Raw genomic sequence first — 16,877 nt, forward strand, 5'->3', positions numbered from 1 at the left:
CCCTGATCGAACCTGATCTAGTGCAGGATCGGCGCTGCGCGCGCCGGTCCAATCACCTCGCCATTGCGGCGCGCATGAAGCCAGACGATACCCAGCATCAGAATACCGACCAGCGAAAAGCCGATGGCCACAACCCCGGAAGAACGCCAGCCCCATCCTGCATCAAGCGCCCAGCCTGCAACCAGCGGACCAAGCCCGTTCGCCGCGTTGAAGGCGGCATGGTTCATCGCGGCTGCCATGCTCTGCGCATTTCCTGCAATATCCATCAGCCGGGTCTGAAGTGGCACGAAAACGCCCGAACCCAGACCAAGCAGAAAGGCCGAGGCGATCATCGCCTGCCAGTTCCCGACAGCCCAGACGGCAAAGGCCTGCGTTATCATCATAAAGATGAACAGCCGGAAACAGGCCCCGATGGGTCCCAAGGCGATGGTCATTCGCGCAGCCAGAATGCTTCCCAGCGTGCTGCCGATACCAAAAGCCGACAGCATGACCGGCACAGCCCAGTTCGGAGGAGTCGTCGTCACCAGCATCGCCTGCGTCAGGAAGGCGTATACCGCGAAAAGCCCCCCGCAGCCGATCATGCCGACAAGCAGTGTCAGAAGAACCGCAGGATTGCTGAGAGCCTTCAGCTCCTCCATCGGTTGCGCATTCGGATCGACGCCGACACGCGGGGCCAGACGCAGGATCAGCACGGCCGCGATCAGCGCCAGCACACCGGGCAAGGCGAAGCCGCTGCGCCAGCCAAGAACGTCGACAAGGATGCCGGCAAATGGCACGCCCACGATATTCGCAACGGTCAGGCCCAGCATGACCTGAGTGACACCCTTGGCCCGCTTTTCTCGCGGAAGGGCATCGGCGGCGAACAGCATACCGACGCCAAGAAAGCCACCATGCGGCAGCCCCGCCAGAAAGCGCATCCCGACAAGGGTCGAATAGCCCGGCAGGATAGCCGCCAGCAGGTTCAGCACACCATAGGCGGCGATCAGCGCTGCCAGATAGCGCCGCCTTGGCAGCCTCGCACCCAAAAGCGTGGTGATCGGCGCACCAACCACGACACCGAATGCATAGGAGGAAATCACATGGCCGGCCTGTGCCTCGGACAGGCCCAGATCCTCTGCGAACCACGGAAGCAGGCCCATAGCGGCGAATTCGGACGTCCCGATGGCAAACGCCCCAAGCGCCAACGAAAGTATCACCAGCGTGAGGCTGGCCGGATTTGTATCTTTTTCGGTCATGTCGACGGATTCAATTGTCTGAGGATTTGACCCCGGATAGCAGAACCACGCCGTTCGCGCTATCACTTCGCGCGAAGAGCCGCCATGCGTTCAGTTCAATGCTCGGGCTCTGGAAAAACCCGATGTCGCACCCGCCGGCTATCAGTTTGCAGCCGCTGAGCTTCGCGCTTCTTTCACCCAGGCGACGATGGTCTGGCGGGCCTCATCATCCATCTGGATCGCGTTTGGCGGAGGCATTGCATGGGTTTTTCCGGCCTGAAGATAAATCTGGTCCGCATGTCGGGCGATGTCGGCAGGGGTTTCCAGATAAACCCCCTTCGGCGCCCATTGCAGGCGACCCCAGGACGGTTCACGGGCATGGCACATGGAACAATTCCCGATGACCACGTTCGCCGCATCCTCGAACCCACCCGCCGCAGCAAAGCGTTGCTCATAAACGGTCAGGTCACGCGCCGCTGATTCCTCATAGCTTTCGCCTGCGCGCGCCGTGGACAGCCAGGCAATTATCACCATCAACAGAACCGTTACGCCCCATGTCCAATGCGGCCCCTTGCCCGTCGCGTGCATCGTGTTGAAGTAGTGACGGATAGTGACGCCGGTCAGGAAGATCAGCGAGGCAATGATCCATGAATACTCCGTCGCGAAGGCCAGCGGATAGTGGTTCGACAGCATCAGGAACACGACCGGCAGGGTCAGATAGTTGTTATGGGTCGAACGCAGCTTGGCGATTTTGCCATATTTCGCATCCGGCGTCCGGCCCGCCTTCAGGTCCGCCACCACGATCCGCTGGTTCGGCATGATCTGGAAGAACACATTGGCCGTCATGATCGTCGCGGTAAACGCACCCAGATGCAGCAGCGCCGCCCGCCCGGTGAAAATCTGGTTATAGGCCCATGACATGAACACCAGGATCGCGAAAAGGATCAGCATCAGAACTGTAGGCCGGTTGCCCAATGCCGATTTGCACAGCTGGTCATAGGCCAGCCATCCGATGGTCAGCGAACCGCCAGAGATCAGGATAGCCTGCCACAGGGCCAGATCGGCTTTGCTGGGGTCGATCAAAAACAGCTCTCCACCGACCCAATAGACGATCATCAGCAGCGCCGCGCCCGATACCCAGGTCATATAGCTTTGCCACTTATGCCAGATAAGGTGTTCAGGCATATTTTCGGGCGCGACCAGGTATTTCTGGATGTGGTAGAACCCGCCGCCATGCACCTGCCACTCTTCGCCGTGACAGCCCTTTGGCATGTTCGGCGCGGGCCTCAGACCCAGATCGAGCGCGATGAAGAAGAACGATGCGCCGATCCAAGCCATTGCTGTGATAACGTGCAGCCATCGCACGGAAAATGCGATCCAGTCCCATATGATTGCAAAATCGTACATGGCGGCCCTCCTGGGAATCGTTGCTATACAGCAGCCTAGGCGAAAAGCTTTTCTTCTGGTATCTATGCAAATCAGCAAGCAACATCAAAAAAACCGGAACAATGTCCTATTTCGACAATATCCGCACATTTGTTCGGGTCTATGAACTTGGCAGCATGTCTGCGGCGGGGCGTGACCTGCGTATTTCTCCGGCGGTGACTTCATCGCGGATTGCCCAGCTTGAGACGCATCTGGGCGTCCGGCTGTTTCAGCGCACGACGCGGAACCTCAGCCCGACAGAGCAAGGCAAGGCCTTCTATCGCAGCGCGGCGGAGATTCTGGAGGCCGTCGCCAATGCCGAAGCCCAGATCGTCAACCTGACCGAAAACCCGAAAGGGTCCCTGTTTGTCGCTGCACCGTTGGGCGTCGGGCGACGGCTGATCGCCCCGCAGGTTGCTGCATTCCTGGACGAATACCCCGAGGTCAGCATGCGCCTGCGCCTGACCGATCGCAAGGTCGACCTGACAAGCGAAGGGCTGGACCTCGCTTTCTTCCTTGGACAGCCAGAGGACAGCAATCTGCGCATTCGCAAGATTACAGACGTTGACCGGGTCCTGTGCGCCGCGCCGGCCTATATCGAAAGGCGGGGAATGCCAGCGGATGGCGATGCGCTGCTGGCCGAGAAGCACGAATGCCTGAACCTGCGTTTTCCGGGCGCGACAGAGTTTCAGTGGCTGCTGTCGACGCAGGACGGCCCAAGACGGTTCCGGGTATCGGGACGCTTTGAATGCGACGACGGTGACGTTCTGACAGATTGGGCGCTAGCCGGTCATGGCATCGCGCTGAAACCGCTGTTTGAGGTTGCCGATCACCTGAAAAGTGGCGCTTTGGTTCAGGTGGCGCAGGCCACGCCGCCAGAGCCTATACAGATGGCTTGTCTGTATACGCATCGCAGGCGGCAGGACCCGAAGTCGCGGCTGTTCATGGATTTCGTAGTTGGAAAGATCGCATCCAAGATCAGGGCCACCAGCCTTGACGGCTGAGGGCAGCATTCAAGCGCAAGCGTGAAATCGCCCCGCAATGCGTCAACCGAGCGGCTCGCCACCGATAGCAAGGGTCAGCTCGCGGGCTGCTGCGGCGACGCACCGGCCCAATTCCTCGATCTTGTCCGAGGTGATCCGGCTGGTCGGCCCGGAAACAGAGATACCCGCCGCCGCTTCGCGGTGAATGTCGAAAACCGGCGCGGCGACGCAGCGCATTCCGGTGTTCCTCTCTTCATCGTCGACTGAATATCCACGCAGCAAGATGACACTAAGCTCCTCTGCCATGCGCGACGGATCAATGATGGTCTTTTCGGTGAAACTCTGCCGAGACACGCTTTGCAGATGTCTACTAGCCCGCTCATTCGGCATATTGGCCAGCAGCGCTTTGCCGATGCCGGATGCGTGCATCGGCGACATGGTTCCCGGCGGAAAGAAGGCACGAATGCTGGCATGTGTCTCGACCTGACTGACGAACAGGACCGATCCTTCACGCTCTATGCCCAGATTTGCCGTTTCTCCGGTCGTTTCCATCAACTGGCGCAGGATCGGACGGGCACGTTCGACAAGGCTTGTCCGGCGCAGGAAGCGCGAGCCCACAACGAAAGCACGTGGCCCGATATGCCAAAGCTGTTCAGCGGCGTCGAACTCTACCAGATCGCGCGCCGACAGGGTCACGAGGATCCGGTAAACCGTGGCTGGCGACTGGCCCAGTTCATTGGCGATGGCGGTCAGCGTGCAGCCGGAGTTCTCGCTGAGGAACTCAAACACCTCCATGGCGCGATCCAGCGATTTGATCGTGTTCTGATCGGTAACATCGTGCCAGCCGCGCGGTCTGCCGCGTGCCTTCCGATCAGGTTCCTTGTCATTATCTTGAGGATCCAAAAAATCTCTCTCACAAAATATGAAACTGAATTTCATGATATGAAAAATTTAACTACCTGACAACAAATAACAATTCGGAGGATAAGCAAAATCTGCCTTGGTTTCAAAAAAATATCGGGTTCGCGGGCGCTCACATATGCTGACCGGAACGATGGAAGGAAACCCCATGAGCTTTCAGAACCCTGTTTTCATTCCGGGTCCGACAAATATCCCGGAAAGCCTGCGTAAGGCTTGTGATATGCCGACAATCGACCACCGCTCTCCGCTGTTTGGTCAGATACTGCATCCCGCGCGCGAAGGAGTACGCAAGGTACTGAAAAGCGATGTGGCAGAGGTCTTTATCTTCCCTTCGACCGGGACGGGTGGATGGGAAACCGCGCTGACAAACACCCTCTCGCCCGGCGATAAGGTATTGGCTGCCCGAAACGGCATGTTCAGCCACCGCTGGATAGACATGTGCCAGCGTCACGGGCTTGACGTTCAGATCGTCGAAACCCCATGGGGCGAAGGGCTGCCCGCCGCTCGCTATGAAGAGATCCTGAGGGCTGACACCGGACACCGGGTCAAGGCCGTTCTGGCGACGCATAACGAGACCGCAACCGGCGTGAAATCCGACATTGCCGCGGTGCGCCGCGCACTGGAGGCGGCAGGTCATCCGGCATTGCTGTTCGTCGATGGCGTCAGCTCGATCGCGTCGATGGATTTCCGCTTCGATGAATGGGGCGTCGATATTGCCGTCACCGGATCGCAGAAAGGTTTCATGCTGCCGCCCGGATTGGCCATTGTCGGCTTCAGCAAAAAGGCGATGGACGCGACAGCAACGGCCGCCCTGCCCCGTACCTTCTTTGACGTGCGCGACATGGAAAAGGCCTATGCCAATAATGCCTATCCCTACACGCCAGCCGTCGGTCTGCTGAACGGTCTGAACGAATCCTGCCGGATGCTGCTGGATGAAGGGTTGGAAAACGTCTTTGCCCGTCACCGCCGCATCGCCAATGGCGTTCGCGCCGCGGTTGACGCATGGGGCATGACGCTTTGCGCCGCCTCGCCCGATGTTTATTCGGACACGGTCAGCGCGATACGCACGCCCGATGGTTTCAACGCAACCGATATCGTGACCCATGCGGCACAGACCTATGGCGTCGCATTCGGCGTCGGTCTGGGCGAGGTTGCTGGCAAGGTGTTCCGCATCGGCCATCTGGGCAGCCTGACCGATGTGATGGCACTGTCGGGCATCGCAACTGCTGAAATGGTCATGGCTGATCTTGGCCTGCCCGTCAGGCTTGGGTCGGGCGTTGCTGCCGCGCAGGAATTCTATCGCTCGAACCCGGCGCTCAGCCGCAAGGACGCAGCCTGATGCGGGGCGGAGACATGCAGATCCCCAACTATGACGACATGCTGGCCGCGCATGACCGGATCCGGCCGCATATCCGCCTGACGCCCGTCCGCAGTTCGGACTATCTCAACGATCTGACCGGCGCACAGCTGTTCTTCAAATGCGAGAATTTTCAGGAGCCGGGGGCCTTCAAGGTCCGCGGCGCCACCAATGCTGTTTTCGGTTTGACCAAAGAACAAGCGAAAAAAGGCGTCGCCACCCATTCATCGGGAAACCACGCCTCTTGCCTGTCCTACGCTGCCATGCGCCGGGGCATTCCGTGCCATGTCGTGATGCCGCGCACCGCGCCGCAGGCGAAAAAGGATACAGTTCGTCGCTTCGGCGGCAAGATCACCGAGTGTGAGCCGTCTACATCATCCCGAGAAGAAGCCTTTGCGCGTGTGCAGGCGGAAACCGGTAGCGATTTCGTGCATCCGTACAACGACTCGCGCGTGATTGCCGGTCAGGGCACCTGTTCAAAAGAACTGATCGAGCAGGCAGACGGGCTGGATATGATCGTCGCGCCCATCGGAGGCGGCGGAATGATTTCCGGCACCTGTCTGACATTGGCCACGCTTGCACCTGAAACGCAGGTGATCGCGGCTGAACCTGAAACGGCGGATGACGCCTTTCGCAGCTTCAAGGCGGGTCAGATCATTGCCGACGATGCGCCGAAATCGGTGGCCGACGGGCTGCTTGTGCCGCTGAAAGACCTGACATGGTATTTCGTGTCGAACCATGTGGCAGAGATATACACAGCCTCCGAGCAAGAGATCATCGACGCGATGAAGCTGATCTGGAAGCACCTGCGCATCGTGGCAGAGCCGTCAAGTTCTGTCCCGCTGGCAACCATTCTGAAAAACCCCGATGCCTTCATGGGCAAGCGCGTCGGCATCATTATCACCGGCGGCAATGTCGATCTGGACAGGCTGCCCTGGACGAAGTGAGGACAGATCCATGAATGCACCCGTCAATCTCGACCAATTGGATGTCGGCTTTGATATCCCTGCCCTGCCCGGCATGGATGCGGCGGACATCCAGACGCCTTGCCTGATCCTCGATCTGGACGCGTTAGAGCGCAACATCAGGAAAATGGGCGAATACGCCAGGGCGCACGGGATGCGCCACCGCGTCCACGGCAAGATGCACAAATCCGTCGATGTGGCGAAGCTACAGGAACGGCTGGGCGGCGCTGTCGGAGTTTGCTGCCAGAAAGTGTCAGAGGCAGAGGTCTTTGTCCGCGGTGGCATCAAGGACGTGCTGGTCTCTAATCAGGTGCGTGATCCTGCGAAGATAGACCGCTTGGCACAACTGCCGAAGCTTGGGGCGCGGATCATCGTCTGTGTCGATGATGTGCACAATGTGGCAGAGCTTTCCGCCGCCGCACAAAAACACGGCACTGAAATAGAGTGCTTCGTCGAAATCGACTGCGGCGCGGGTCGCTGCGGCGTGACCTCGACGGAGGATGTGGTCGAAATCGCGCAGGCCATCGATGCGGCAGAAAATCTGAAATTCAGCGGCATTCAGGCATATCAGGGCGCCATGCAGCATCTGGACAGCTATGCGGCCCGCAAGGAAAAGCTGGATATCGCGATTGCGATGGTCAAGGACGCTGTGGCCGGGCTGGAAGAGGTCGGACTGAAGCCGGAACTGGTATCGGGCGGCGGGACCGGATCGTATTACTTCGAGTCTAATTCAGGCGTGTTCAACGAGTTACAATGCGGCTCTTACGCGTTCATGGATGCGGATTATGGCCGGATTCTGGACAAGGACGGCAAGCGCATAGATCAGGGTGAATGGGAAAACGCCTTCTTCATCCTGACGCAAGTGATGAGCCATGCGAAAGTCGACAAAGCCATCTGCGATGCGGGACTGAAAGCGCAATCGGTCGATAGCGGTCTGCCCTTCATCTACGGACGCGACGATGTGGACTATGTCAAATGCTCGGATGAACATGGTGTCATTTCCGACCCCGACGGGGTCCTGAAGGTCGGCGAAAAGCTTCGGCTTGTACCGGGGCATTGTGACCCGACTGCCAATGTCCATGACTGGTATGTGGGCATTCGCGGCGACAAGGTCGAGGTGGTCTGGCCGGTCTCTGCCCGCGGCAAAGCCTATTGAGGCTGTGACACAGATCCGGTCCATCTGGCCGGAGCAATGCCCCTGCGCCGAGCATATCCAACTGATCGCGCAGGGGTATTTTCATAAAGGAGAAAGACATGCTGATCGTGCCAGAGCGCGAGATCGCCGAGCTGATGACGCGGGAAGCCGCATTCGATGCCGTGGAACGGGTGTTCGCAGCAATGGCGGCCGGAGAGGCCGATAATTTCCCGGTCATCCGTGAGGCCATTGGCCACGAGGATGCGCTTTATGGGTTCAAGGGCGGGTTCGACCGGGCCGGGCTGACTTTGGGGCTGAAGGCGGGCGGTTACTGGCCCGGCAATCTGTCAAAGCACGGGCTGATCAACCATCAGTCGACGGTCTTCCTGTTCGACCCGGACACCGGCAGAGCCAAGGCGATGGTGGGCGGCAATCTGCTGACCGCGCTGCGCACGGCTGCCGCGTCATCGGTTTCGATCCGGCACCTTGCCCGCAAGGACGCGCGGGTTATCGGGATGATTGGCGCAGGCCATCAGGCGACGTACCAGCTGCGCGCCGCGTTGGAGCAGCGAGAGTTTGAGAAGGTCATCGGCTGGAACCTGCATCCGGAAATGTTGTACAGTCTTGAGGCCATCGCTGCCGAAGCCGGTCTGCCTTTCGAAGCAGTCGGTCTGGATGTGATTATCTCCATCACCTCATCTTTCGATCCGATCCTGATGGCCGGTCAGGTCAGTCCGGGCACACATATCGCCTGCATGGGGACAGACACCAGGGGCAAGCAAGAGCTCGATCCGCAGCTATTGGTCCGCGCAAGTATCTATACGGATGAGGTCGCGCAATCCGTATCCATTGGCGAGGCACAGCACGCTGTGCAGATGGGGCTGATCGCGCAAAGCGATATCGCGCAACTTGGCGCGGTCATTAACGGCACCGATCCGGGTCGCAGTTCCGACGATCAGATCACGCTTTTTGATGGCACCGGAGTCGGTTTACAGGATCTGGCCGTTGCCGCGGCTGTCGTTGATCTGGCCATCGAAAAAGGCGTCGCGATTGAAGTTGACATCTGAGGCGGCATTCGCTTGATCCCGGCAACTTAAAACGGGCGACCCCGGAGAAGGGCCGCCCGTTTTTCATAGCCGCGCTCGTGCCTCAGTCGGCTTTCATCGCCACGCCTGCGACATATACCTGCGCGATCGCGCGGTCATCGCCCAGCGTTTGCAAGACGAAAAGTTCTTCTGAGAGCGTCCTGGCCCGATCCATACGCAGTGCCATTGCTGGCGTCGCACGCGCATCGAGAACGACAATATCGGCCTCGCTGCCGGCGGCAAGCGTTCCTATCTTGTCCTCCAGTTCCAGGGCGACAGCATTGCCGCGCGTGATCCAGTGAAAAGCCCGCAGCGGGTGCAGTTTCTGCTTTTGCAGTTGCAGAACCTTGTAACCCTCTTTCAGCGTTTGCAGCATCGAGTAGCTGGTGCCGCCGCCGACATCGGTCGCGATCGCATTTGTGATTCCGCGCGCGCGCAAGCCCTGATCGTCAAACAGACCGCTGCCAAGAAACAGGTTGGATGTCGGGCAGAAAACTGGCTTTGCGCCTGTTTCGGCCAGAACGTCAATCTCACGAGGTTCCAGATGAATGGAATGCCCCAGCAGGGATTTTGGCGTCAGCAGCCCGTAACGTTCGTATACGCCCAGATAGTCTTGCGCATCCGGATAAAGCTCTCTCGTAAAGGCGATCTCGTCATGGTTTTCGCTGAGATGCGTCTGGATGTGGCAATCGGGATGTTCTGCCGCAAGCGCACCCGCCATTTCAAGCTGTTCCGGGCTTGAGGTGATGGCAAAGCGCGGTGTCACCGCATAAAGCGCCCGTCCCTTTCCATGCCATTTCCGGATCAGTGCCTTGCTGTCGTCATAGCTGGATTGTGGTGTGTCCAGCAGCCCATCGGGTGCATTGCGGTCCATCATGACCTTGCCGCCGATCATGCGCATATTGCGCTCTGCGGCTTCGGTGAAATAGGCCTCGGCGGAACTGCGATGGACAGAGCAATACGCCACGGCTGACGTCGTGCCATAGGACAATAGCAGATCGTAGAAATGGCCCGCCATTGTCGCGCAATGCTCTGGATCGACAAAACGCATTTCTTCCGGGAAGGTGTAGTTGTTCAACCATTCCAGAAGCTGCGCACCCCAGCTTGCGATGACCTGCACTTGCGGGAAATGGATGTGGGTGTCGACAAAGCCCGCCATCAGCAGATGCGGCCGGTGATCGACAATTACCGCATCCCGGGCCATCTCATTGACAGAGGCGAAATCTCCGGTCGCGAGGATGTGCCCTTCGGACATCAGGATCGCGCCATCCTCGATATAGCTGAAGGCAGAGGTATGGCTGTCATCCTCTGGCTCTGCGTGGAAATCGAGGATACGTCCCCGCAGCAGTGTCTGGCTGGCCGTCTGTGTCATTGGCTTTTCGTCCGGTGTGTTCAGATTGGATTGAATGTGACAAACGAATGGCGCGGACCGAAGCGCAGAACGTCAGGTCCGCAAGTTTTCCTGGCTTGCCGAACGGCCCAGACCGTTCAGCGGCAAATCAGCGGTCGTCAGGCCAGCTTACTCTGCAAAGAAGGCGAAGCGGATCACAAACAGAGCCGCGACAACCCAGGTTGCAACATGCACCTCTCTCGCGCGGCCGGTCAGCAATTTGATCAGCGCATAGCTGACAAAGCCGAACGCCAGACCGTTGGCGATGGAATAGGTGAAGGGCATCATCAGCGCGGTCAGCACCGCAGGCGCGGCCTCTGTCACGTCGTCCCAGGTGATTTCCGAGAACTCGCGGACCATCAGACAGGCGACGTAAAGCAGCGCCGGGGCCGTTGCATAACCCGGCACAGAACCCGCAAGCGGCGCGAAGAACATCGCCAGCAGGAACAGAACGGCGACGACAAGCGCAGTCAGCCCCGTGCGGCCACCCGCCTGCACACCCGATGCACTTTCCACATAGGCGGTGGTCGAGCTGGTGCCCAGAACCGATCCGGCAAGGATTGCGGTCGAATCCGCCATCAACGCGCGGCTGAGGCCTTTATTCGTATGTGCCGGCCCCTCGGTCAGCAGCCCTGCCCGCTTGGCAACGCCGATCAGGGTGCCCGTGGCGTCGAACACCTCGACCAGCACCATGACCAGAACGACGTGGAAGATGCCGGCGCTCAGCGCGCCCATCAGGTCGAGCTGCATGAAGGTCGGCGCGATGGATGGCGGCATGGACATGATGCCGCCGAACTGGCTGGCGCCCAACATGATCGACAGGACGGTGATCACAAGAATACCGATCAGAATGGCCCCACGCACCTTCAGCGCATCGAGCGCCGCGATAATGAAGAAACCGAGGACGGCCAGAAGGGTGCCCGTCTGCGTCAGATCACCAAGACCGACCAGAGTGGCGGGATTATCAGCGACGATGCCGGATGTCTTCAACGCAATCAGGCCAAGAAACATACCGATACCCGCCGCGATGGCGCTGCGCATGGATTGCGGAATGCCCGCAATCAGCCAGCGGCGGATGCCCGTCACGGACAGAAACAGAAAGATGATACCAGAGATAAAGACTGCACCAAGCGCCTGCTGCCATGTAAAGCCAAGCGCACCCACCACGGTAAAAGCGAAGAAGGCATTCAGACCCATGCCCGGCGCCATACCGATGGGCCAGTTTGCCCAGATCGCCATGATTGCAGAACCAAGCGCTGCGGCAAGACAGGTCGCCACGAAAACCGCGTCACGATCCATGCCCGTCGTCGACAGGATCTCAGGGTTGACGAAGATGATATAGGCCATTGTCAGGAAAGTGGTGACGCCCGCGATCACCTCTGTCCTGACGCTCGTATTGTGGTCCGTGAGACCGAAGTATTTTTCCAGCATGTCCCCTCCCAAGGAAATCGTTCCGCCAGTGCGGTTGCTGTTTCAGGATATCGGATGCGCGCCAAAGCCCCGGCGAGTGCACCGATTGGCGCGCTTCCTTCAAAGGCTGACGGCAGGTTTCTGCGTGTCGTCCTGGCGCCTGCCGAGGAACGGCAGAAACGCAATTACAGGGCAACACCGTGAACGCCCTTCCTGATCTCTCCCATCCCGCATCGGGATCTCCTTGCTTTAGGGCCGCGTCAGTTTCCTTCGGACGTTCGGCAGCCCGTGCTTCGTTTTCACTCCGCCGCGTAAAGCGGCAGAGCTTCGTGGCTATTTCGTTGGCTGTGCATGTCGCCGGTCAGCCGCGCCATCACTTCCGCCGCGACAAATGCCGCGATAACGGCCGGACGTTTGTCGCGGCTGCCGCCTGTTCCGATCGGACAGACCAGATCGTCAAGTTGCAACGCGTCGCTTTGCCCGCGCGCCCAGCTTGCTAATTTAGCCCGCTTTGTCACTGATCCGATCATCCCGACATAGGCGGCATCGCCGCGCGACAGCGCCGCCGATGCAAGCAGGAAGTCCAGCCCGTGATCATGGGTCAGCACAACGAAGGCACTGCCGGGATTGGCTGCGGCAATATCCACCTCGGGCAGCACGGAATTGCGGGTTTCAACCGCGGCACGGTTCATGGCTAGCTCATCCAGTCGCGGATCAATCAGGATCGTACGTACCGGCATATGTTGAAGAAGGTTGGCAAGCGCGCGCCCGACGTGACCGGCGCCCAGAACATAGACCTCCGCGTAGCAGGCCATCTCATAGGCCGCGCGTTCCAAAGCGGCGTCGATATCGGCAGCCGTCATGCGTTTCAGATCAACCGTGATTCTGCCGCCGCAGCATTGCCCGATCTCCGGTCCCAGCCTGATCTCTATGCGGTCCGAGAGATGATGACCCGCAAGCATATTCCGCGCCGCTTCAATGGCACGATATTCCGCCTGCCCGCCCCCGATGGTGCCATGCAACCCGTTTGCGCGGACAAACATCTCTGCGCCGACCTCGCGCGGGGAAGATCCGCGCACATCCGTGATCACCAGCCGCGCGACAGGCTCTGGCCGTTTCAGAAAATCGCTTAGATGGGCATGGTTCAGCATGTTCAGCTCTCCCGCTTCAGGCGCTGAATGGCCATCAGAACACGCTCTGGCGTGGCTGGCGCATCCAGACGCGGACATTCACGGTAATCCGCCACGCTCGCCACCGCCATCGAGATCGCCTCGAAGACAGAGATCCCCAGCATGAACGGTGGCTCACCCACAGCCTTGGAACGCTTGATGGTCATCTCACGATTTTCGGACCAATCGGCGAGATCGACGTTGAAGATACGCGGCCGGTCACTGGCCAGAGGTATCTTATAGGTAGAAGGTGCATGTGTCCGCAGCCGGCCTTTGTCGTCCCACCAAAGTTCCTCGGTCGTCAGCCAGCCCATGCCCTGAATAAATGCGCCCTCGACCTGCCCCTTGTCGATGACCGGGTTCAGAGAGCAGCCCACATCGTGCAGGATATCGGTACGCTCGATCCGGTATTCGCCGGTCAGCGTATCAACGGACACTTCAGAACAGGCCGCGCCATAGGCGTAGTAATAGAACGGTCGCCCCTTACCCGCTGCGCGGTCCCAGTGAATATCCGGCGTCTTGTAAAACCCAGCTGCCGACAGGTGAACACGCGCCTCATAGGCGTGCTGGATGAATTGCGCGAATGGCATGACCTCATCACCGATCTTCACGGCATTGGGCAGGAATGTGACCTTGTCCTGCGGCACGCCCCACTTATCTGACGCAAAGGACACCAACCGCGAGCGAAGCTGTGCGGCTGCGTCCAAGGCGGCCATACCGTTCAGGTCAGAGCCGCTGGACGCAGCTGTGGCCGAGGTGTTCGGCACTTTTTCGGTCGTCGTTTTGGTGATCTTGATCCGGTCGAAATCGACCTGAAAGGTATCGGCCACGACCTGCGCCACCTTGGTGTTCAGGCCCTGTCCCATCTCTGTCCCGCCATGATTCAGCATGATCGAGCCGTCTGTATAGATATGGATCAGCGCTCCCGCCTGATTGTAATTCGTCTTGGTGAAGGAAATGCCGAACTTCACGGGCGTCAGCGCGATTCCCCGCCGGATCAAGCCGCCTTTTGCGTTTGCGTCGAGCACCGCCCGGCGGCGCGCCTTGTAATCGGACGTAATCTCAAGCTCATGCACAACCCGTTCGACAATATTGTCCTGAACCTGCTGATGATAGGGCGTGACGTCGCGTCCATCCGGGCCATAGAAATTCGCGCGACGAACCTCCAGTGTGTCCTTGCCGAGCTTATAGGCGATTTCTTCGATCATCCGCTCTGCCGCGATCACCCCTTGCGGGCCGCCGAAGCCGCGAAATGCGGTGTTTGAAACCGTGTTGGTCTTTTGCGGGCAAGAGGTCAGGCGGACATGCGGGTAATAATAGGCGTTATCAGCGTGGAACAGGGCCCGATCCGTCACAGGACCCGACAGATCCGACGAGTATCCGCAACGCGCCGCGAAATGCCCGTCAACCGCGTGGATGCGACCGTCGTCATCAAACGCAACGTCATAGTCTATGACAAAGTCATGTCGTTTGCCGGTGACTGTCATATCCTGATCACGATCCGGCCGGATCTTGACGGGACGGTTCAGCCGCTTGGCCGCCAGTGCGGCCACCACGGCGAAGATGTTCATCTGGCTTTCCTTGCCGCCAAATCCGCCGCCCATTCTGCGGACATTGACCGTGACCGCGTTTGACGGCACCCCCAGAACTTTCGCCACCATATGCTGGGCCTCGCTTGGATGCTGGGTCGAGCAATGCACGATCACATCATCATCCTCGCCCGGCATGGCGAAGGAAATCTGGCCCTCCAGATACATATGGTCCTGACCGCCAACCAGCATCCGGCCCTGAATGCGATGCGCGGCAGCTTGCTGACCCGACGCTATATCGCCCCTTTCCAACCTTAACGGGTCAGTGACCATCGGCATCCCGGCATCACCTGCGGCAATAGCGTCGACGGCGAAAGGAAGCGGTTCGAATGTCATCTCGGCACGTGCCGCTGCGCGGCGGGCGGCATCGCGCGATGTGGCGATGACCGCAAAGACCGGCTGGCCGTGATATTCGACCAGATCAACCGGGAAAACGGGTTCGTCATCACGATGATCGGGACTGATATCGTTGATCCCGGGAATATCAGCCGCGGTCAGCACATCAACCACACCCGGCGCATTTCGCACAGCTTCCAGATCCATGGTAACGATCCGTCCATGCGCGACATCGGCCACGCCCAGATATGCGTGCAGCGTATCGCGAGGCTCGGCAATATCGTCGGTATAGTCCGCCCGGCCGCTGACCTGCTTGACCGCACTGTCATGCTGCAAATCCTGATGAACGCCGCCGCTGATGATGGTATGATCTTTCATGATCCCCTCCGCCTCATGCGATTGCCAGACGGGCCGGCTGGTCCGTGCTGGCGTCATGTTCATAGAAAAAGCGAAGCAGCAGATTTCCCGCCACGGCCGCACGGTATTCGGCCGAGGCACGCCAGTCGGACAGCGATTTGAAATCATTTCTGACCTCAGCCGCTGCGGCCTCGAAAGTCGCGAATGACCAGGGTTTCCCGATCAGCGATGCCTCTGCGCGATCTGCGCGCTTCGGGGTGGCCGCCATACCGCCATAAGCGATCCGCGCATCAGCAATCTTCCCATCGTTAACCGTGACGCTGATACCGACCGCAACCGACGAAATGTCTTCGTCCCGGCGTTTGGAGACTTTGTAGGCGGCGTCGATCTGACCTGGCTCCGGGCGTGGGATGCGAATGCTGGCGACGAAATCGCCCTGTTCGCGGTCCTGCTTGCCGTAATCTATGAAGAACTCCTCAAGCGGAACAGTTCGCGTCCCGCCAACCTTTTGCAGCGTCACCTCGGCACGCAGAGAGATCAGGGCAGGTGGGGTGTCCCCGATGGGCGAACCATTGGCGATGTTGCCGCCGATGGTCCCCATATTGCGCACCTGCCAGCCCGCAATGCGGTCCCAATATTCGCCCAGATGCGGGAAGGCCGTGCGCAATGCCGGTTCGGCCTCGCTATAGGTGACACCGGCACCGATGGTCAGATCCGTGTCTGAACGCACGATTGTTTTCAGCTGCTGCAGGTGGTTGATAAAAACCACCGGAGAGATCGGCCGCAGGAATTTCGTCACCCACAGGCCGACGTCAGTGGCACCGGCAACAATCGTCGCCTTTGGATTATGCGAAAGAACCTCTGCCAGATCATTCAGATCGGCGGGAAGTATGGCGCGGTCATCTTCCGGGCCAGTTTCGATACGGCCCTGCTGCTGGATCGAGACAAGCCGGTCGGTGCTCGTCGCCCGCTCTTTGTTCAGGTAATCATTTGCGGGCGTGCCGTATGAGTTGACTGCAAGCGCCGCCTTGATGATCGGTTCATATCCGGTGCAGCGGCACAGATTGCCCTGAAGCGCGGTTTCCACCTGCACAGCCGTGGGCGTCGGATTGCCCATCCACAGCGCATAAAGCGACATGACGAAGCCTGGCGTGCAGAAACCACATTGGCTACCGTGATATTCGACCATAGCCTGCTGGACCGGATGCAGCCTGCCTTCCGGGCCCGCCAGATGTTCGACCGTGACGATATGGCAGCCATTCAGTGACGCCAGAAAGCGGATGCAGGCGTTGACCGTTTCATAGCGCAATGCGCCGTCATGCAACCGTCCGACAAGCACGGTACAGGCACCGCAGTCGCCCTCGGCACAGCCTTCCTTGGTGCCGGTCAGATTCCGGTCGATCCGCAGAAAATCCAGCAGCGTCTGAGTGGCCTTCACATCCTGAAGGACTACGTCACGACCGTTCAGGAGAAAGCGTATTTGGCTTTGATATGGCATCCACGCTCCGACAAGGGTTGGTTTGATCGAACCGGATCACGTT

13 protein-coding genes are annotated in these 16,877 nt (G+C 59.3%); 5 read left to right on the forward strand and 8 right to left on the reverse strand.

Annotation, left to right across the window (positions count from 1 at the left end; all coding sequences use genetic code 11):
• Positions 1-17: 17 nt before the first annotated feature.
• Complete coding sequence (locus PAF20_RS08415; RefSeq protein WP_271070232.1) at positions 18-1,235, reverse strand: MFS transporter; 1,218 nt, start codon at positions 1,233-1,235, stop codon at positions 18-20.
• A 141-nt stretch (positions 1,236-1,376) separates the two neighbouring features.
• Positions 1,377-2,621: a urate hydroxylase PuuD gene (locus PAF20_RS08420; RefSeq protein WP_271070233.1), complete on the reverse strand. Its 1,245-nt coding sequence runs from the start codon at positions 2,619-2,621 to the stop codon at positions 1,377-1,379.
• Between the two features lie 101 nt (positions 2,622-2,722).
• Here PAF20_RS08420 and PAF20_RS08425 point away from each other — a divergent pair, with 101 nt between their 5' ends.
• Positions 2,723-3,643, forward strand: coding sequence for a LysR family transcriptional regulator (locus PAF20_RS08425; RefSeq protein WP_271070234.1), 921 nt, complete (start codon positions 2,723-2,725; stop codon positions 3,641-3,643).
• 42 nt (positions 3,644-3,685) lie between these two features.
• Here the strand turns inward: PAF20_RS08425 and bhcR are convergent, their stop codons facing one another.
• A complete protein-coding gene (bhcR, locus tag PAF20_RS08430; RefSeq protein ID WP_271070235.1) occupies positions 3,686-4,525 on the reverse strand; it encodes an HTH-type transcriptional regulator BhcR in 840 nt (279 codons plus the stop codon).
• Between the two features lie 166 nt (positions 4,526-4,691).
• Between bhcR and bhcA the strand changes: the two genes are divergently transcribed.
• The 4 genes from bhcA to bhcD all read left to right on the forward strand — a co-directional run bounded on the left by bhcA (position 4,692) and on the right by bhcD (position 9,067).
• Positions 4,692-5,882, forward strand: coding sequence for an L-aspartate--glyoxylate aminotransferase BhcA (gene bhcA, locus PAF20_RS08435; RefSeq protein WP_271070236.1), 1,191 nt, complete (start codon positions 4,692-4,694; stop codon positions 5,880-5,882).
• 14 nt (positions 5,883-5,896) lie between these two features.
• On the forward strand, positions 5,897-6,847 hold the full coding sequence (gene bhcB, locus PAF20_RS08440; protein WP_434802952.1) for a beta-hydroxyaspartate dehydratase BhcB: 951 nt from the start codon (positions 5,897-5,899) through the stop codon (positions 6,845-6,847).
• 10 nt (positions 6,848-6,857) lie between these two features.
• Positions 6,858-8,021: a 3-hydroxy-D-aspartate aldolase BhcC gene (bhcC, locus tag PAF20_RS08445; protein ID WP_271070238.1), complete on the forward strand. Its 1,164-nt coding sequence runs from the start codon at positions 6,858-6,860 to the stop codon at positions 8,019-8,021.
• Positions 8,022-8,119: 98 nt separating this feature from the next.
• A complete protein-coding gene (gene bhcD / locus PAF20_RS08450; RefSeq protein WP_271070239.1) occupies positions 8,120-9,067 on the forward strand; it encodes an iminosuccinate reductase BhcD in 948 nt (315 codons plus the stop codon).
• A gap of 82 nt (positions 9,068-9,149) precedes the next feature.
• Here bhcD and guaD read toward each other — a convergent pair whose 3' ends face one another.
• The 5 genes from guaD to xdhA all read right to left on the reverse strand — a co-directional run bounded on the left by guaD (position 9,150) and on the right by xdhA (position 16,834).
• Positions 9,150-10,457, reverse strand: a complete 1,308-nt coding sequence (guaD, locus tag PAF20_RS08455) for a guanine deaminase (RefSeq protein ID WP_271070240.1) — start codon at positions 10,455-10,457, stop codon at positions 9,150-9,152.
• A gap of 147 nt (positions 10,458-10,604) precedes the next feature.
• Positions 10,605-11,906: an NCS2 family permease gene (locus PAF20_RS08460; protein ID WP_271070241.1), complete on the reverse strand. Its 1,302-nt coding sequence runs from the start codon at positions 11,904-11,906 to the stop codon at positions 10,605-10,607.
• Positions 11,907-12,184: 278 nt separating this feature from the next.
• Entirely contained in the window at positions 12,185-13,036 is an 852-nt protein-coding gene (gene xdhC / locus PAF20_RS08465; RefSeq protein WP_271070242.1) for a xanthine dehydrogenase accessory protein XdhC, read from the reverse strand.
• A gap of 2 nt (positions 13,037-13,038) precedes the next feature.
• Positions 13,039-15,357 carry a xanthine dehydrogenase molybdopterin binding subunit gene (xdhB, locus tag PAF20_RS08470; RefSeq protein WP_271070243.1) on the reverse strand — a complete coding sequence of 773 codons (2,319 nt, stop codon included), beginning with the start codon at positions 15,355-15,357 and terminating at the stop codon, positions 13,039-13,041.
• Positions 15,358-15,370: 13 nt separating this feature from the next.
• Positions 15,371-16,834, reverse strand: coding sequence for a xanthine dehydrogenase small subunit (gene xdhA / locus PAF20_RS08475; protein WP_271070244.1), 1,464 nt, complete (start codon positions 16,832-16,834; stop codon positions 15,371-15,373).
• Positions 16,835-16,877: the final 43 nt, after the last annotated feature.

Origin of the sequence: Paracoccus albus, assembly GCF_027913035.1 — a bacterium.
GTDB lineage: Bacteria > Pseudomonadota > Alphaproteobacteria > Rhodobacterales > Rhodobacteraceae > Paracoccus > Paracoccus albus.